The organism is Paracoccus sediminilitoris (assembly GCF_003259195.1).
In the GTDB taxonomy this organism is placed as follows: Bacteria; Pseudomonadota; Alphaproteobacteria; order Rhodobacterales; family Rhodobacteraceae; genus Paracoccus; species Paracoccus sediminilitoris.
Genome location: NZ_QJPK01000001.1, coordinates 626,644 through 644,836, shown reverse-complemented (window position 1 = coordinate 644,836; position 18,193 = coordinate 626,644). Strand labels below are relative to the sequence as shown.

Genomic DNA, 18,193 nt, shown 5'->3' with positions numbered 1-18,193 from the left:
GCCGGTCGCTCTTGCAGCCAGCTGCCGTCACTGGTTTCGGTGCGTCCACAAGCTGACGGAAACAGGAGACACACCATGCATATTGCGATCAACCGTCCACTTGCTGCTTGGGCATTTGCCCTGGCCTTGGCAGGAGCGGCTTCGGCCGAGCCGGTCCGCGTCAAGGTCTTCGTGGGCTCGATGTTCGAGATCGGCGAGAATACCGGGGATCGCGCGGGTGAATATCAGCATTGGTATGAACGCTACTGGCAGGATGCCGAGGCAAATGATGTGCCCGGCGCCATCGCGCCGGTGCATTGCAACGATGACGGGGTCTGCGGGGCCGTCCTGGGCATGGGCAAGGTCAACGCATCCGCGTCAATGCAGGCCATTCTTCTGAACCCGGAATATGACTTCTCTCAGGCCTATTATCTGATCACCGGGGTTGCGGGAACGCCGCCCTCCAAGGGAACCATCGGCGATGTGGTCTGGGGAAGCTGGCTGATCGACTATGATCTTGGCCATCGTTGGGCGCCCGAAGAGGGTGAACCGGGTGCGCCGGTCTTCATGCCGCGCAAGGGTTACGAAGACTATCGCGTGCACCAGCTGAACCCCGATCTGGTCGCTTGGGGTGTGGACCTGTCATCGGATGTCGCGCTGAAGGATTCCGCGGAAGCCAGAACCTATCGCTTGCGCTATCCCGATGATGCCGCACAGGCCGCGCCTTCCGTAAAGGTCGGCACGCACATGACCGGCGACACCTTCTTCCACGGCCCGGGCCTGTCGGCCGAGGCGCAATACATGACCGAGATCTATGGGGCCGACGACTATCTGGTCACGGAAATGGAAGACAATGCGATCGCGCAGGTCATCAACCGCCTGCACGGAACGGACCGGATCGCCGCCATCCGGGGGGGCGTGAATTTCGACCAGGGCAATCCGGATGAAAAAACGCTGGAGCATCTGGACCCTGCACCCGGAGAAACGGCTGGCGGCTTTTCCGAAACCGTCGAGAACATCGCATTGGTGGGTGCGCGCCTGGTCGATCATATCGTCGGCAACTGGGACATGTGGAAAGATGGCGTGCCTGCTGCGCCGGAAGACAACTGACGCCCGGGATGTGGTGATTTCGGCATGCACCCGTCTGCGGGGTACGTGCTGTCCAATGGTTGCAGGGGTTGAGAACGGCCCCGCAGCAGACCGCCGCGACAAGGCACCCGATAAAGCCATGCATCGCATTGCGGGTGGGGCGGTCTGCGCGCAACATCCATGCGGCGCCTGCCCTAGGCCCTGCGCGACGCGGCGAAAGTTTCAGGGGGGTGATGTCGCGACCTTGACTTCACATCGGCAAAGCTATTCCTGTCAGGCATGCGTGATCTCTCGACCCAACCTCTGGACGACCTCAGCCTTGACGAGGCTGCTAGACCGAAAGCACCGCCCGTGCCCAAGGCAACCGACAGGCATCGGCGTCAGGGACGACAGCTGGCGGCCATCCACCGTCATTATCTGTCCGAAATGGCGCAGATCGGTGCGGTTCTAATGCGGATCGAAGCGCGGGATGCCTCGCCCAAGCATCTTAAGCGGATCGTGCTTTCCCTTGATATGGCCGAGAATTTCCGGGCGTTCGGATCATTGTGCGGGCGCGAGTGCCAGGTTCTGAAGTTTCATCACGACATCGAGGGCACCGACATGTTCCCGAGGGTCGAGGCAGCAGGCGGCGGAATGTTCCGTGAGGTCGTGGCAAAGCTGAAGGCCGAGCATGAAGTGGTGCATGAGCTGATTATCCGCCTTGGCCGGGCGGCGGACGCATTGGCCGAAGATCCCAGTGATCAGAACTTCGCTCAGGCCGCCACGATATTCCGGAAACTGGAAGAGGTCGTGCGCTCTCATTTCGGCTATGAGGAAACGGAGTTGGCGGAAGCGATCGGCTATTACCTCGGGGCGATCTGACGGGCGTGCCACGCTCATTTCGACTATTGCACAGGCTCACGCGACCATGTTCGTCAGGTCATCTGCGCACCGTCGTCTAGATGATGGCAAGATTGCCCGTCATGGTGGCGACGGCAAAGACCACCAGGTTGGCGGCGGCGTGGGCTGCGATGGCGTCCGAGATGCGACCGCTGCGCCGCGCAACCGCGGAAAAGACCAGTCCAGCGACGAAGGCCTCGGCCCAACGGTCGTGAAGCGCCGCGAACAGGCCGGCGGTGATCACTGCGGCCAAAAGCACGCGGGGCCAGGGTGCAGGCCGGTCCAAGCCCGTTCCGCGCAGTCGCTGTTCCAGATAGTCCCGGAAGAACAGCTCTTCGACCAGGGGGACCAGCAGCACGGTCCCGATGCCGCGAAAGACGAACCACAGGACCACCATTCCGCCTGACAGCGTGCCATAGGGCAGCGGCCCGTCCGATGGGGCGACCGGGATCAGCACCCACATCAGCCCGACCAGTCCGCCTGCCAGCCAGGACAAGGGCGAAACCCACCAGACCATGCCCCGCAGGACAGGCCAGACCAGCGCCAGTGCCGCGGCCACCAGCATCACCCGGATGGGATAGAACATCGCCGGGGTTGTGCTGATGGCGGGCACGATCACCGCGGTCAGCATGAAGACGGCAAAAGGCAGGATGCGCGCAGCCACCGGATCGCGCCAGAGCGGCGGCAGGCCTGTCCTGGGGGCCGCCTGGATGATCGCTGCGCGATGCAGGGCCGGAACGCGGCGGGCGATCAGGATGATGCCCAAGGCCACAATCGTGAACATCATCCAGCCAGCGTGGCTGTGAAATCCGCCGACCGCCAGTTCGGGCTGGCCGTTCAGGCCGATCAGCAGCAGCACCGCGATGCGCACCGCGTTCAGGACCATGCTGGCCGCAATGCCGACCGGGAACAGCAGAAAGGCGCGCGGAAAGCGCAGTTCGGACCGGAACAGCCACAGATAGAGGCTGACGAAGATCATGACCAGTGCGATCCCTTCGATCCCCGAACAGGCCGGGGCGATCGAGAGGATGAAGTCGCCTTCGCCGATATGCTTGCGGACAGGGTCGATATAGAGGTCGTAGCCCAAAGGCTCGATCAACCGGGTGACGACGCGGAAGGTGACGTCCGAGATCGTCTCTATCTGCCAGATCGGCTGCAGGCGGACGGCCAATGCCGGGGCCAGGCCGCTGGCGAACAGTGCCACACCCAGGGGAACACCGGCCTGGGCCAAAAAGCCGCGCCACCGTTCCCAAGGTGCCAGCCAGCCGAAAAGCCCCGCCAGGATCAGCCCCATTCCCGCAATCCAGAGGGTGAAGGCGGGAAGGATCATCGCGGTTCCGCTGGCCCCGTTCAGCATCAGGACCGGGATCATGGCCAGAATGAAACCGGCAAGGTTCAGCAGCAAGGGACGCGTGTCATGGCCCGCATCCGACAGCAGTTCACGAAACAGGGCCGGACGCAGCATCGCGAACAGCCCGACGGCAGCAATCATGCAATAGAGCGCCGCAAGGCTTTTGCTGGCGGTGTCGCAGGCCAGGATGCCCCAGTTCGCCTGGCAATCGAAGTCGATGACATGCTTGAAGATCATCCCGATGACCAGGAACTGCGCTGCCAGCAACCCTGCCGCCAAGGCGCAGGGGGCAACGCGCAGTCGAAGCGGGGGGGCGGGCATGTCGCTCATCAGGGGCCTTTGAAGACAAGGTAATGATCACAGAGCAGGCCCGCCAAAGGGCAGGCCTGTCAAGTTTCGGACCTTTAAAAAAGTATCAGTAGGCGCGGCGGCGACGTTCCCAGGTCAGCAGCACGATGGCGGCCAGCGCGGCCAGGGCAGCGGTGCCTTCCAGGGCGCTGATTTCCGGAACGGCGGTCACCGGCGCGGGGGGGCCGTCACCGGCGACGGTGGCATTTGCCACGCCTGCGGCGAAGGCCGAGATGCTGGCGGCGACGGCGGCAATTGAAAATTTATTCATGGTTCGAACTCCGAAACAAACGACGGCTGTCCAAGGCGCCGTCTTCTACATGACGGGATCACCGACAAGGCGATCCCGATTCCGACCCTTGGACGACCGGAATTCCGGGCAGCGCCCCGGTTGGGGCGCTGCGGGGCGTCGGATCACACGAAGCAGAAGCAGTCCTGCTCCAGCATATCCCATTCGACGCCGATGATCAGCGGCTGGCTGTTGCCGGCAGCCTCGGCCTCGGCGGTGGGGTCCAGGATCAGGCCGACAATGTCGCCTTCGCCTGCCTGGAAGCCTTCGCCATTGGCCAGCGCAAGGTCATAGATCTCGCGGGCATTGGCATTGGTGCCGAGGCTGCTGTTCACGAAGACGATGTTGTCGGTCAGACCCCAGATGGCGCCCTGGATTTCGCCCTCGGTATAGTTCCGGGCGTTGCCGTCGCCATTGTCCATGTCCTCGAATCCCTGGTTCAGGATCCAGTTGACCATGTCCAGGTTCTGGGGACGCGCCACGATCCCCGAAGGAACCGAGGCCTGATCGGCCAGATAGATGTTATAGGGGACCGCCACATCAGGCTTGATCGGCTCGTAGGCCGCGACGCAATAGGTGATGTCGAAAAAAATGCCGTCGAAGCGATCATCGCCGGTTCCAGACAGGGTGACCCCATAGAAGTCGCCGCCCAAGGTGCCGTCGCGGGTCAGGACCAGGGTTCCGCCTGTCGGCAGGCTGTCCTTGATGGTATCCAAGGTGTTCTTGGCGCCGCAGAAGGTCAGGTCGACATTGGCGGTGTCGAAGCCGCCCGCGCCATCGGCGATTTGATAGCTGATGCTGGTCGTGGCCCTCTGGCCCAGGATCAGGTCGGCATAGGCGGCCGATCCGTCGAAGACCAGCTTGCCGTCGACCAGGGCGATGGTGACACCGTCCACATCGACCGATCCGCCCTCGGCAATGTCTTGGCCCGCGACTTGGGTAATGGTCAGCGCATCGCCGTCAAGATCCGTGTCATTGGCCAGCACGTCCACCGTCACCGCATCATCGGCGCAGGTCTTGGCAGCGTCGTCCATCGCCCCGGGGGCGCGGTTTTCGATGACCAGGCCCGCATCGACGTCCAGATTGGCCTGACCGATGCCCAGGGTGATCGGCCCGGTCAGGCCGGTCACCGGATCGGCGTCGCTGTCCAGGGCTTCGTTGCCCCCCTGGTTTGCGGCGGTCAGGTCGAAGCCCGCCTTCTCCGTGAAGCCGACGGTATAGGTGCCCGCCTTCAGCCCGGTGAACAGGTAATTTCCATTGGCGTCAGTGGTGGTCGTGGCGATGGCGGTGCCGCCCAGGAACAGCGTCACCTTCACATTCTGAACGCCCGATTCCGACGCATCCTGGATGCCGTCCTTGTCCGCGTCCAGGAAGACCAGATTGCCGATGCTGGCCGTTCCGGGGTCCTTCAGGCCGGCATCGACATCCTTGGTCACCTGGCCCGAAAGCACGGTCGCGCTGTCGGTGATGCCCGTGCCGGTATCGGCGTCGCTGTCGATCCGGTCGTCGGCGCCGACATTCTGGTCGGTCAGCACGCGTCCTTCGACGGCTGTCGGGAAGATCACGCGATAGTCGCCCGGTTGCAGGCCGTCGAAGCGATAGCCGCCATCATCGCCGGTGGTGGTGGTGGCGACGACATTGCCGGCGCTGTCCAGCAGCTGGACGGAGACGCCCGCCACGCCCGGCTCGGCATTGTCCAGGCCGTTGGCATCGGCGTCGACGAACAGGCGACCTTCCAGCGCGCCGGGTTCGATGGCAGGATCGGCAGGGCACAGCTTGATGTTGTCGATGATCGCGTATTCGCAGCCGTTGCCTGCGCCCTTCAGGGTGATGACAGCGCCCTTGGACAGATCAAGGCCTTCCAGCGTGATTTCCGACCACTTGTTGGTTTCGGCGTTCAGGCGGGCCGCGCCGACCTCGTGGCCGTTCACAAGGATCTTGATATAGCCGTCGCCCCTGGCCGCATCCCAGAAGCGCAGCGTCAGGTCGTATTCGCCCGAAGCACCGTCAAAGACCTGCGCGGCACTGCCGTTGTAACCGGTCAGCGCGATATATTCGCCGCCCGACGCGCTGGAGGCGCATTTGACGGTATAGCAGGACAGCTTCATCTCTTCGGCTTCATAGACGACGCATTTCGGGGTCTCGTCCACGTCCTTGACGCAGACCGACAGTTCGGCATGGGTCACGCCGCCCTTGCCGTCGTCGACCGCGACGATGACCTTGTAGAGGTTGTCGCCATCCTTCGATCCGGGTGCCTCGAAATCGGGGGCGGCCTTGAAACTGAGAACACCCGTCTTGGCGTCGATCTCGAACAGGGCCGCATCCTCGCCGCCCGCCAGCGAAAAGCTCAGCGGGTCGCAATCGGCGTCATTGGCGTTCAGATCGACGACCAGCTTGGTGTTTTCGTCGACGCAGAAGACGCCGTTGGCGGGCACGTTGGTAAAGGTCGGGGGCGTGTTGGGGGGTGCCGTGTTGCCAGCGCCAAGGCAGGAATAATCGATCCAGGAACCGTTGACGTTGCAGGTATTCACCACGGACAGCTGAACCCCGGCGGCGGGTTGCGCGCCGTAGAAGCTGAAGTAGCCGTTTCCGGCTCCGGCGGAATCATGACCTTCAATCTTGATCTCGATCAGGTAATAGGTTCTGCCGTCCGATCCGTGCAGCACGTGATACTGTTCGGCGAACATCTTGCAGCCCACGGCCTTGCCGTCGACATGGCCGTCCTGCCCGGTGCGGTCGTCGGATTTGTCGTACCAGTCGTACCAGCTGTCGCCCGACAGCGTGCTGTCATTGTCGAAGGTCGACATCGTGACCGATGCATGACCCATCACGAACGAGTCGCCGATGCCGAAGTCATAGCCGTTTTTGCCATTGGCCAGAAGGTCGGCTTCGGTGAACGCGGTCCACTCGAATTTCTTGTAGTAATATGTCATGATCGTCGTCCCAAAACGCCCCGTAGGCAAACCGCAAACTGAACCGGGAACTGCCCAGGCCGTGATCGCCCGGCAGTCCCGCGGCCGGTCGCCAAGCCTTGGGGGGCCGTGACCGACGCTGTTCCGACGTCAAGCAAATACCGCTAAATTTTTATTTGTCCACGCTTAAAATCTTTATTTCTCTATTCGTTTCAGAGGTCTATCCAAAAAGTCAGGTCTTTTGTACGAGGTTCAGCTTTTAAGATTTTTGCGGGCTGATTTGGCAATCTGAGGTTGTTTAAGGACAAGCATAGATTGCACGTTGTGCAGGTCTTTTCTTCTGCTGGTGATTGCGTCAGCTGTCTCGAAGGCGCCTGTCACGCGACAGGGGCAGCCCCCGCCATCCGCTCAAGGGCCGCGATCCGCATCCGAGTCGACGCTGATCTGTCGCACGGGCAGGGATGCAGTCCGGAAATTCCGCTGTCCGATTTCCGGTCGGAACCAACGGATGTCGCGCCCGGACCACCGCGTCGCAGGCCTAGCGCCGAACCCCCGCGGGGTTGACCGGAACCCTTCATCCGTGGCAGGCGCGCAGCTTTCATCAAACAGCCCGGTGCGGCGATGCCGGGCCCAGACCAAAGGAAGGACCCATGGCACTGAACCTGCGTCGCAATCGCGACTGCGATCTGGCACCCTTGGCGAAGATGCTGCCGGATGCGGACATACCCCTGATCAATCCCAATGCGAAAGTGCCCTTCGATGAGATGGAATGGCATCGCAAATGGCTGGGGGACCGAGAGGATGTCTCGTTCTACCTTCAGGACGCATCGGGACGGGACGTGGGGTTCTTTGCCCTGCGGGAGGGCGTCGGACCGGAAGTCCGTCACCTGACCTATGTCTATCTGGCCCAGGAAGCACGCGGCGGGGCGGCCGCAGAGCTGACCGGGCATATCGAACAGGCGGCGCGGGACCTGGGCGCATTGACGCTGACCCTGAAGGTGGAGGTCGACAACGCCCCGGCCTTCAACGCCTATTATTCGGCCGGCTACGAAGAACTGTCCCGTCGCCACGGCATGGCCACGATGCGGCTGGATCTGGAAAGGCGCATCGCGGCCTGATCCCTGTTCCGCATCGTGGGTGGCGTGTCACGAGGTTCCGGGATCGACGGCAAAGGCCCTGTCGGCAGCCCCGAAGCGTGGCGCGGCGAATTGCGATTGGTGCCAAAGCGGATAGATCTGCGGCGGCTGGCTGACGTCATCCAGGCGCCGAAGATCCTCGGGCGTCAGGGTCAGGTCCAGCGCCCGGAAGTTCGCCTCGAACTGCGCGGTCGATGTGCCACCGACGATCAGCGACGCCACCGCCGGGCGCGTCAGTGTCCAGGCCAGGGCCACCTGCGCCGCTTGGACGTCATGCGCGGCGGCGATGTCGTTCAGGACGTCGACGATCCGCCACAGGCGGTTCTGATCGCGGATGGGCGGTTCGGACCAGCCCCGGTCCTGGCGGCTGCCCGGGGCGACGGGCTGCTGGCGCGTGTGCTTGCCACTAAGAAGGCCCGCGGCCAGCGGGCTCCAGACGGTGACGCCGATGCCTTGGTCCACCGACAGCGGCAACAGCTCGTATTCCGCCTCGCGCGCCTCCAGGGTATAGTGGATCTGCTGGGTGACGAAGCGCTGGAAATGTCCGCGGTCGCTGGCCATCAGCGACTTCATGATCTGCCAGCCGGTATAGTTCGAACAGCCCGCATAGCGTATCTTGCCCTGCCGGACCAAGGTGTCCAGCGCCTCCATCGTCTCCTCGACCGGGGTCTGCCCGTCCCATTCGTGGATGTGATAGATGTCGATATGGTCGCGCCGCAGCCGTTTCAGCGACCGTTCGCATTCGCGGATCAGGTGCCAGCGGCTGGCACCTTCGTCATTCGGGCCGTCGCCGATCCGCATCCTGGCCTTGGACGAGATCAGGATGTCCGGGCTGCGGTCTGCCATGACCTCGCCCACGATCTCCTCGGACAGGCCCGTCGAATACATGTTGGCGGTGTCGATCAGGTTCACGCCGTTCGCGATGCAGCAATCGATCAGACGTGCGGCTTCGGGCACGCCCTGGCTGGCGATGGCGGCGAAGGGTCCGCGGCCTCCGAACGAAAACGTGCCCATCGCCAAGGCCGAAACCTTCAGCCCGCTGCGTCCCAGGGTTCTGTATTCCATTCTGCTCTCCTTTGGTCGGGATCAGGATTTGCCCTGCACGAATTCGGCAAAGGTCTGGATCAGGATGACCGCAACGGTGCTGCCGGCATCCTGGATGCCGCGGGTCTTTTCCTGGAATGCCGCCGCCTTGCCGTGCTGTGCGACCAGATCCTTGGTCTCCTCCAGCGCGGTCACGGCCCTGGCATGTGCAGCGTCCAAGGCCGTGGTCAGGTCCGCGCCCGCATCGGCCTGGGCGGTCAGGGTTTCGGCAATGGGGTGCAGCACGTCCAGGACGGTCTTGTCACCGACCTGCGCGCGGCCGCGCTGTGCGACCCCATCGCGGAAGGCAACCCAGAACTGCGCCATCTGCGCCGTGCCCAGGGCGTCGCAATCCTTGGCCGCAGCCGACCCGCGCAAAAACCCCGTCGCCATCAGCGTCCCCATGGTCGAGGGCGCGGCGCGGGCGATGGCGGCCCCCGCCGCCTTGAACTGTGCGTCGATCGGGGCATCGCCCAGATCGGCCATCGCCTTGTCGGCGGCGGCAAAGCCCTTGGCCATGGTCAGACCCAGATCGCTGTCGCCGACATGGCCATCCAGCGTGATCAGCGCTTCCTTCTGGGCGGCAAAAACCTCGGACAGGCGCGTAAACAGGCGCGGAATGTCCTGCGATGTGATCTTTTCCATCATGTCCTCCCTCAGCGCGCGATATGCTTGAAGAACGGCGTGTTCGCATCCATCGCGATCAGCGGTTCCAATTCGTCATCCAGCTGCAGGACCGAGATGGAGGCCCCAGCCATTTCCATAGACGTCGCGAATTCCCCGATAAAGACGTGCTTGATGCGGGCGCCGGCCTGTTCCAGCACCTGTGCGGTGCGGCGATAGATGACGTACAGCTCCTCCAGCGGCGTCGCCCCCAGGCCGTTGATCAGCACGGCGACGTCGCCTTCGGTGTCATAGGTCTGTTCGGCCAGAATGCGCGCCATCATCTCGTCGACCATCGGATCGGCAGGGGTCAGTGTCTTGCGGGTGATGCCGGGTTCGCCATGGATGCCCATGCCGATCTCCATCTCGTCCTCGCCGATCTGGAAGCTGGGCCGACCCACCTCGGGGACGATGCAGGGTGACAGCGCCACGCCGATGGTGCGGGTGCGGTCGCTGGCCTTCTGGGTCAGGCGGGCTACCTCGGCCAGGGGGTGCATCGCGGCGGCGGCGGCCCCGGCGGCCTTGTAGGCGAAAAAGATCCCGGCCACGCCGCGACGCTTGTGTTTCTCTCCGACGACCGAGGAGGCGACGTCGTCGCGGCCCAGCACGGTCATGGTCTGGATGTCTTCCAGACCGGCCAGTTCACCGGCCATGTCGAAATTCATCAGGTCGCCGGTATAGTTCCCATAGAGATAGAGCACGCCCGCCCCCTGGTCGACATGGCGGGTCACCTCCAGCACCTGTTCGGATGATGGCGACTGAAACACGCCGCCCACGCCCGCGCCGTCCAGCATATTGTGCCCCACAAAGCCCAGGAACAGCGGCAGGTGCCCCGAACCGCCGCCCGTCACCAGTCCGACCTTGCCGGGAACCGGTTCGGTGCGGACAAAGCAGCGCAGGTCGTCGCCGACATGCGTCACCTCTGGGTGGGCCAGATAGATGCCCTCCAGCATCTCGTCGACGAAATGCTCGGGGTCGTTGATGAACTTCTTCATTGGTCTCTCCGGGTCTCAGATGTTGGTCTTGCGGTCGCGCAAGACGAAGAAGGCTGCGGCAAGCAGGATGAAGGCGCCGACGACGACGCGTTGCCAGGTGCTGGGAATCCCCACGAGGACCAGCACGTTGTTCACGACGGTTACCAGCAGGACGCCGATCACCGTGCCCAGGACCGATCCCGTGCCGCCGGTGATCCGCGCCCCGCCCAGGATCACCGCCGCGATCACGATGATCTCGGTTCCGGCGAAATCGAACGGGTTGGCCATGCGATTGGCCGAGGCCTGGATGGCGCCCGCCATCCCCGCCAGGCCGCCCGCAAAGGCGAAGGCGAAGACATGCACCGCGCGCAGGTTGTAGCCCAGCCTGTCGGCGACATCCGCCTTGCCGCCGACCGCGAAGATGGCGCGACCCATCAGCGTGCGGTTCAAGACGAACCAGGTCAGCACCCCCGCCAGCGGCAGGCTGAGAAAATAGACCGGAAGGCTGACCGTGACGCCGCTGCTGGTGGTGATGTCGATCAGCGACCACTGCCCAAAGGCGACCATCTGCGGTGGCAGTTCCATCAGCCAGACCGTTCCGACAAAGACCAGCAGGACGCCGCGAAAGACATAAAGCGTGCCGATGGTCACGATCAGCGCGGGGGCCCTGAGTTCATGGACCAGCACCCCGTTCACGGCCCCCAGCAAAACGCCGACGCCGACGCAAAGCAGGATGATCAGCGCCATAGGCATGTCGGGAAAGACGTTGAGGACCAGCGTGCTGATCCCGTACATGGCCACCGCACCCACGGCCGGAAACGATACGTCGATGCCGCCCGAGGCCAGCACCGTGAAGACGCCCAGGGCGAAGAGGCCGGTCACCACGCTGGCGCGGCCCATGTCGATCAGCGACGAGGGCTGCAGGAAGGCCGGGTTGATGGCGGCGACCGAGGCGCAGATCAGGACCAGCAGCAGCAGGCTGACCGCTTCGGGATGGGCCTGCAGGAAGGAAAAGAGCCTGGGCGCGCGCCGGCCTGGGGCGGTTTTTCCGCTGCTGTCGGAGAGGGGGTCGTTCATGTGCTGCACCACGGTCATTCTGCAAGCTCGCTCTGGCTGGCCAGCATGGATTGATAGATGCGATCCTCGTCCACATCGGTGGCGCGAAGATCCTCGACGATGCGGCCGGCATTCATCACCAGGATGCGGTCGCAATTCTGAAGCAGCTCCGGCAGGTCGTCCGACACGATCAGCAGCCCGATCCCGCGGTCGGCCATGTCCTGGATCGCGCGGAAGATGGTTTCCTTGGACCCCACGTCGACGCCGACCGTGGGGCCGTGAAGGATCAGCAGGCGCGGGTCGATGCTCAGCCAGCGACCGATCAGGACGCGCTGCTGGTTGCCGCCCGACAGGGCGCCGGCGGGAAGGTCGATATCGGCGGTGTTCAGCTTCATCTCGGCGGCGATCCGGTGGGCGGCCTCGCGGCCCTTGCCGCGATCGATCAGGCCGAAACGGCTGGCGATGCGGCTCAGGATCAGCGGCACGGAATTTTCCAGGATGGATTTTTCGATGAACAGCCCTTCGGACAGGCGGTCTTCGGGGACATAGCCGATGCCGTGGTCGATGGCTTCGGACGGGGACCCGATGCTGACCGGTCTGTCGTCCAGGCTGATGGTGCCCGCATCGATCGGCAGGTGGCCCGCCAAGGCCATGGCCAGTTCGTTGCGGCCCGAATCGGACAATCCGGTGATCCCCAGGATCTCGCCGCGATGCAGGCTGAAGCTGATGTCGCGAAAGCTTCCCGAACGGCCAAGCCGCGTCGCGGTCAGCAGCACCTTCGGTTCCGGGGCGCCCTTCCGGTAACGCACGGATTCGATGGCGCGGCCGGTCATCAACTCGGCAAGTTGCCCGCGGGTAAAGCCCTCGATGGGGCCTTGCGCCACGCTGAGCCCGTCGCGGAACACGATGGCATCCCCGCCGATGCGATAGCATTCCTCCAGCTTGTGGGTCACGAACAGGACCGCGACATTGCTGTCCAGCAGCCGGTTGACCACCTCGATCAGCGTTTCGACCTCGTGCCGGGTCAGGGACGTGGTCGGTTCGTCCATGATCACCAGGCGCGCCTCGGCGGCGATGGCGCGGGCGATGGCGACGCGCTGACGGATCGCCAGGGGCAGATCGCCCACGACGCTGTTCATCAGTGCCCGGTCAGGGTCCAGCCCCACCTTGCTCAGCGCGGCGGCGGCCGTGTCATGGACGCGCTGCCGGTCCAGGAACCGCAGCAGGCGGCCATGCCCGGCCACCAGCTGTTCGCCCAAGGCGACGTTTTCGGCCACCGTCAGGTTCGGCAACAGCGACAGGTCCTGATAGACGGTCTCGATCCCGGCCTCCAGCGCGGCCATGGGCGTCAGCTTGGGAATCAGTGCGCCGTCCAGAAAGATGCTGCCCTCGGTCGGGGCATGGGCGCCCGACATGATCTTGATGACGGTGCTTTTGCCGCAGCCATTCTCACCCAGCAGATGATAGGCCTTTCCCGCCTCGATCGTCAGATCGACCCCGGAAAGGGCGCGCACGCCGCCGAACCGCTTGTGGATGCCGCGAAGCTCCAGGAAGGGGGCGTCGGAACTGGATCGGTCTTTCATCGAAGAAGGCTCCCTTGGGGGCGATGTCGTGATGTCGGACCGCCCGGACGGATAGGGCCGGGCGGTCCCAGTCAGGAACAGACGATCAGAACAGGCGCTCGGCGTAGGTGTCCTTGTCGACGATCACCATGCCGTTGCCGACCACCAGCTTGCCGTCGCCGGCGCCTTGGGTGACCGACACCGACTCATAGCCTTCGACGCCCAGGTCCATGCCATCTGTCAGCTCGCCACCCTCCAGCAGGATGCGGGCGACCTCGTTCATCGCCATGCCAGCCTTTTGCGGGTCCCAGAAACCAATGGCGGTGATGGCGCCGCTGTCCAGATAGGCCGCCGACGGGTTCGGCAGGCCGGTGCCCACAAGGCAGACCTTGCCGGTCAGGCCCGCTTCCTCGATCGCGCGACCAACGCCCAGGACGTCATTGCCGGCCGAGGTCTGGAAGCCCTTGATGTCGGGATGCTTGCGCAGGATCTCCTTGGCGGTCTCGTAGGTGCCATTGGCATCGTCGAAGGATTCGTTGTTCGGATCGACCAGTTCCATGCCGGGATACTTGGCGGCGTTCTCCTCTCCGGCGCCGACCCATTGCATGTGCGTGCGGCTGCCCAGGGACCCCACGAAGGTCGTCCACTTGCCTTCCTGGCCCATGCATTCGGCCAGCCGTTCGTTCAGCGCCGTGCCGTATTCGGCGTTGTCGAAGGCCTCGATATTAGCCATCGTGTTGACCTGGTTGTCGGCCTCGTGTGTCACGACGATGGTGCCGCGGTCGATGGCGCGCTTCAGCAGGCCTTCCAGGACGCCGGGGTCCATCGGCACGACGGCCAGGGCGTCGGTGCCCCGGGCAATCAGATCCTGGACGATCTGCAGCTGCTGGGCCGAATCCGCCGTGGCGGGACCGACCTGAGAGATGGTCATCTCGGGATGTTCCTCGGCATAGAGGTCGACGCCGGTTTCCATGCGGTCGAACCACGGGATGCCGCTGATCTTCACGACGGTGGTGATGGTCTTGCCGTCCTGCGCCCATGCGGCCGATCCCGCCACGGTCATCACCGTGGTCAGAAGGGCGGCCTTCAGGCCGGTGGTCAGCGCGTGATGTCTGGTGGTCATTTTCTATCTCCTCAGTAGAAAACCCTCATCCTCCCGTCATTCCGCGGCGCGAGGGAGACGCCGGGAAGGTGCGAAGGCGGCGATCTGGTTGATCAGATCAAAGCGCGCCACGGCCAGGAAACACAGCAGCAGGATCCCCCAGGCCAGATCTCGGACAAAATTGGACAACCCGATGAAGTTCAGCAGGCTGGACAGCAGCTGCAGCACCACCGCCGCCAGAATCACGTTCACGACGCGTCCATGGCCGCCCTGCGGGCGCACCCCAGCCATCACCGCGATCAGGATCGCGACCAACAGGTAGGACGTGCCATAGTCCCATTTCACGTTGACGTTGCGCGCCGCGATGATGATCCCCGCGATCCCCGCCAGCAGCCCCGAGATCGCATAGGTCGTCGTGATGATCCGCACGCCGCGAAACCCGCTATAGACCGCGGCCTTGGGGTTTGCGCCGGTCAGCATCAGGCGCATGCCGTAAGGGGTCAGGCGCAGGACAGCGGCCAGCGCGATCCCGATCGCGACGAAGATCAGGAAGCTGATCGGCAGGCCGAAGACCACGCCGTTTCCAAGGGCATAAAGGGGATCGGGCGCACCGATGGTCAGGGACCGGCCATCGGACAGCACCACCGCGACGCCGGTGAACAGCATCTGCGTCCCCAGCGTCGCCAGGATCGGGGTGATGTTGAACCGGGAAATGATGATCCCGTTCAGGATCCCCGCCAGCAGGCCCACGATCATGCAGCCCAAGGCAAAGGTCAGGGTGAAGAGGGCGGGTGCCTCGGTCGCGTCGAAAAGAGAGATGGCGACGATCCCCGCCGCGACGCCGGACATGTTGGCATTCGCTATTCCCGACAGGTCGATACCGCCATTGCCCGCGCACATCGCCAGCATGACGCCGATCGCCAAGAGGCCGATTTCGGGGACCTGCGTCGCCATGGATTGCAGATTGAAGGGCGACAGGAAAGCGCCGTCCGACACCAGCCCGCCAAGGGCCAGAAGCACCACGCTCAGAACGCACAGCACCAGCAGGTTCGCATCGCGTCTCACTATTTCTCCTCCCCAGGATTTAGTAAAACTTACGCTTGATTTAGTAAAACGCTAGCAGCAAGTTGTCAGTCGCGCAATGGCTTTGTAGAGGGGACACCGCAACGAGCGCTGGGCTTTGAGGCGGTCGGTCCTGTATGAGAGCCGAAATCTGAGAAAGCGGGTATTCGAAGGATGGATGGACCAGTCAGCAAGCCCGTGACGTTGCGCCAGGTGGCCGAACGCGCCGGGATCTCGGCCTCGACCGCATCGCTTGTGCTGAACGGCAAGGGTGATATCACACAGGGCACCCGCGACCGCGTGCTGGCCGCGGCCGCCGAACTGGGCTATGCCCCCCGGCCATCCAGAACCCGGTCGGATGCCACGCTGACCCTGCGTTTCCTCAAGCTGTCCAAGCATGGCGAGACGGTGAACCGCGACCACAATCACTTCATTTCAGATTATATCGACGGGATGTCGCATGCCGCCACGCGTCGGGGTTACACCCTGGAAGTCGTGGCGCATGAGGGTCTGGACATGTCCGTCCTGTCGAACACGGGCGATGTGCAGGGCCAGGTGATTTTGGGCACCGAGCTGTCCGAGGATGATATCCAGGCGCTGTCACCCGATCGGCACCCGACCGTCTTCATCGACACCTATCATCGTCACTTGAGCGCGAATTTCGTGGACATGGACAATGATCAAGCCGTCTTCGAGGTTGTCTCGCATCTGAAATCGGCCCGATTCGCACGCATCGGGTTTGTCGGCAGCCATTCGGATGTGGCGAATTTCCGGCTGCGGGACGAAGCCTTTCGCCGGGCCTGCGACAGTCTGGGCATCAAGGTGGCCCGGCAGGACATCCTGAGCGTGGCGGCCACGCGTGAGGGTGCCTATGCCCAGGCCAGACAGCATCTAGCAGAGCAGGACGGTATTGCGGATGCCTATTTCTGCGTGAACGACATTGTCGCGCATGGGCTGATGCGTGCGCTGCAGGAACTTGGTCACCGCATTCCGGGCGATGTCGCCGTGGTGGGCTTTGACAATCTGCCCATGAGCAGCCTGCTGTCGCCCGCGCTGACCACGGTCGATGTTCCCAAGCGCCAGATCGGTGCGATGGCCGTGAACCTGCTGGACGACATCATCAACAGCAGCCGACCCCAGCCCCCGATGAAAGTGCTGGTGACGGGCCGGCTGATCCTGCGGGACAGCACCGGCGCGAAGAAGCGGCCCGGGCCGGCGCCCGCCTGACCCCTTCGGCATGGCGCGCACCAGGCATGCCGAAAAAAAAACGACGAAGCGATGATCGCTTCGCCGCCTGTTCAGGCCGACGCGCAGGCAGGGGCAGGGGTCAGGACTGGAAATCCAGCTGCTTGGTCATGCGCAGCGCGACATAGGTGCAGATCGCGCCCGAGAGCAGATAGGCGCCGCCGCTCCACAGGCCGAAGGTGCTGGACAGCAGCAGCGCCACCACGGGGGCAAAGCCCGCGCCGATCAGCCAGGCGATATCCGAGGTCAGCGCCGAACCCGTATAGCGGTAGCGTTTGGAAAAACGTGCCGCGACCGCGCCCGAAGATTGGCCGAAGGACAGGCCCAGGATGGCAAAGCCCACGACCATGTAGATCACCTCGCCCACGGCGCCGCCGTTCAGCAGCAGGGGTGCGAACAGCGCGAAGATGCCGATCGCGATGGAACACATCGACAACAGGCGCAGGCGTCCGATCCGGTCCGCCACGATGCCCGACATCATCACCGCCAGCAGGCCGATGACGGCGCCCACGATCTCGATCACCAGGAAGCCTGCGGGGGATTCGTCGGTGAACAGGAATACCCAAGACAGCGGATAGACCGTCACCATGTGGAACAGCGCGAAGCTGGCCAAGGGCGTGAAGGCGCCCAGCAGCAGGTGGCGGCCTTCGGCCTTGATGGTCTCGCTGGCGCGGACGGGGGTCAGTTCCAGGTTGTCGAACTGCTTTTCGTATTCCGGCGTCGCGATGATGCGCAGGCGGGCGAACAGCGCCACCACGTTGATCGCGAAGGCCACGAAGAAGGGATAGCGCCAGCCGAAATCCAGGAAATCGCGTGCGCTGAGGCTGGTGACCAGAAAGACGAACAACCCGCTGGCCACGATCAGCCCCAGCGGTGCGCCCATCTGCGGGATCATCGCGTACCAGCCCTGCCGCCCCTTGGGGGCGTTCATCGCCAGAAGCGAGGCCAAACCGTCCCAAGCTCCGCCAAGCGCCATTCCCTGGCCGATGCGCAGGATCGCCAGGAACAGGATCGCATAGGCGCCGACCTGTTCATAACTGGGCAGGAAGGCCAGCATCGCCGTCGATGCCCCCAGCAGGAACAGCGCCGATGTCAGCTTGGCCCCGCGCCCGTAATTCTTGTCGATCAGCGTGAAGACCGCCGTGCCGACGGGACGGGCGATGAAGGCCAGCGCGAAAATCGCGAAGGAATAGAGCGTCCCGCGCAGCGGATCGGTGAAGGAAAAGATCAGGTCGGGAAAGACCAGGACCGATGCGATGGCATAGACGAAGAAATCGAAAAATTCGGATGTCCGCCCGATGACGACGCCGATGGAAATCTCGCTGGGTTCCAGAGGGACCGGCGCGTCGTTATGCGCGCGGGCGTCCTTTTCGGCGATGGTCGAGGCTGTGCTGGTCATGCCGCTGTTGCTCCGTTCGCGATTGTCATGAATTCAGCGGCGTTCCTGCGCCTGTTCGCAGGAT

The 18,193-nt window shown here is 63.7% G+C and carries 15 protein-coding genes; 4 read left to right on the top strand and 11 right to left on the bottom strand.

What is annotated here, in order from left to right; all coding sequences use genetic code 11:
• Positions 1-75: 75 nt before the first annotated feature.
• A complete protein-coding gene (locus DKT70_RS03125) occupies positions 76-1,089 on the top strand; it encodes a purine-nucleoside phosphorylase (protein ID WP_111557745.1) in 1,014 nt (337 codons plus the stop codon).
• Between the two features lie 258 nt (positions 1,090-1,347).
• Positions 1,348-1,929: a hemerythrin domain-containing protein gene (locus DKT70_RS03120; RefSeq protein WP_111557744.1), complete on the top strand. Its 582-nt coding sequence runs from the start codon at positions 1,348-1,350 to the stop codon at positions 1,927-1,929.
• 76 nt (positions 1,930-2,005) lie between these two features.
• Here the strand turns inward: DKT70_RS03120 and xrtE are convergent, their stop codons facing one another.
• The 3 genes from xrtE to DKT70_RS03105 all read right to left on the bottom strand — a co-directional run bounded on the left by xrtE (position 2,006) and on the right by DKT70_RS03105 (position 6,868).
• Positions 2,006-3,628 (bottom strand): exosortase E/protease, VPEID-CTERM system, encoded by a 1,623-nt coding sequence (gene xrtE, locus DKT70_RS03115; RefSeq protein WP_111557743.1) that lies wholly within the window; start codon positions 3,626-3,628, stop codon positions 2,006-2,008.
• 85 nt (positions 3,629-3,713) lie between these two features.
• Positions 3,714-3,917, bottom strand: coding sequence for a hypothetical protein (locus DKT70_RS03110; protein WP_111557742.1), 204 nt, complete (start codon positions 3,915-3,917; stop codon positions 3,714-3,716).
• A 143-nt stretch (positions 3,918-4,060) separates the two neighbouring features.
• Entirely contained in the window at positions 4,061-6,868 is a 2,808-nt protein-coding gene (locus DKT70_RS03105) for an SdrD B-like domain-containing protein (protein WP_111557741.1), read from the bottom strand.
• A 629-nt stretch (positions 6,869-7,497) separates the two neighbouring features.
• On the opposite strand from DKT70_RS03105, the gene DKT70_RS03100 reads away from it, so the two are divergent.
• Positions 7,498-7,965 (top strand): GNAT family N-acetyltransferase, encoded by a 468-nt coding sequence (locus tag DKT70_RS03100; RefSeq protein ID WP_111557740.1) that lies wholly within the window; start codon positions 7,498-7,500, stop codon positions 7,963-7,965.
• A gap of 27 nt (positions 7,966-7,992) precedes the next feature.
• Here the strand turns inward: DKT70_RS03100 and DKT70_RS03095 are convergent, their stop codons facing one another.
• From DKT70_RS03095 to DKT70_RS03065, 7 genes are all read right to left on the bottom strand, one after another.
• Entirely contained in the window at positions 7,993-9,048 is a 1,056-nt protein-coding gene (locus tag DKT70_RS03095; RefSeq protein ID WP_111557739.1) for an aldo/keto reductase, read from the bottom strand.
• 21 nt (positions 9,049-9,069) lie between these two features.
• The gene (locus DKT70_RS03090; protein ID WP_111557912.1) at positions 9,070-9,711 is read right to left on the bottom strand and encodes a dihydroxyacetone kinase subunit L; all 642 of its coding nucleotides are present in this window, start codon (positions 9,709-9,711) and stop codon (positions 9,070-9,072) included.
• 11 nt (positions 9,712-9,722) lie between these two features.
• A complete protein-coding gene (locus DKT70_RS03085; protein ID WP_111557738.1) occupies positions 9,723-10,724 on the bottom strand; it encodes a dihydroxyacetone kinase subunit DhaK in 1,002 nt (333 codons plus the stop codon).
• Positions 10,725-10,739: 15 nt separating this feature from the next.
• Entirely contained in the window at positions 10,740-11,780 is a 1,041-nt protein-coding gene (locus DKT70_RS03080) for an ABC transporter permease (protein ID WP_111557737.1), read from the bottom strand.
• Between the two features lie 14 nt (positions 11,781-11,794).
• The gene (locus DKT70_RS03075; protein ID WP_111557736.1) at positions 11,795-13,342 is read right to left on the bottom strand and encodes a sugar ABC transporter ATP-binding protein; all 1,548 of its coding nucleotides are present in this window, start codon (positions 13,340-13,342) and stop codon (positions 11,795-11,797) included.
• A gap of 85 nt (positions 13,343-13,427) precedes the next feature.
• On the bottom strand, positions 13,428-14,444 hold the full coding sequence (locus DKT70_RS03070; protein WP_199559514.1) for a substrate-binding domain-containing protein: 1,017 nt from the start codon (positions 14,442-14,444) through the stop codon (positions 13,428-13,430).
• A gap of 36 nt (positions 14,445-14,480) precedes the next feature.
• Positions 14,481-15,488, bottom strand: coding sequence for an ABC transporter permease (locus DKT70_RS03065; RefSeq protein ID WP_199559513.1), 1,008 nt, complete (start codon positions 15,486-15,488; stop codon positions 14,481-14,483).
• 171 nt (positions 15,489-15,659) lie between these two features.
• Here DKT70_RS03065 and DKT70_RS03060 point away from each other — a divergent pair, with 171 nt between their 5' ends.
• On the top strand, positions 15,660-16,712 hold the full coding sequence (locus DKT70_RS03060) for a LacI family DNA-binding transcriptional regulator (RefSeq protein ID WP_111557735.1): 1,053 nt from the start codon (positions 15,660-15,662) through the stop codon (positions 16,710-16,712).
• Between the two features lie 100 nt (positions 16,713-16,812).
• Here DKT70_RS03060 and DKT70_RS03055 read toward each other — a convergent pair whose 3' ends face one another.
• On the bottom strand, positions 16,813-18,129 hold the full coding sequence (locus DKT70_RS03055) for an MFS transporter (RefSeq protein ID WP_111557734.1): 1,317 nt from the start codon (positions 18,127-18,129) through the stop codon (positions 16,813-16,815).
• Positions 18,130-18,193: the final 64 nt, after the last annotated feature.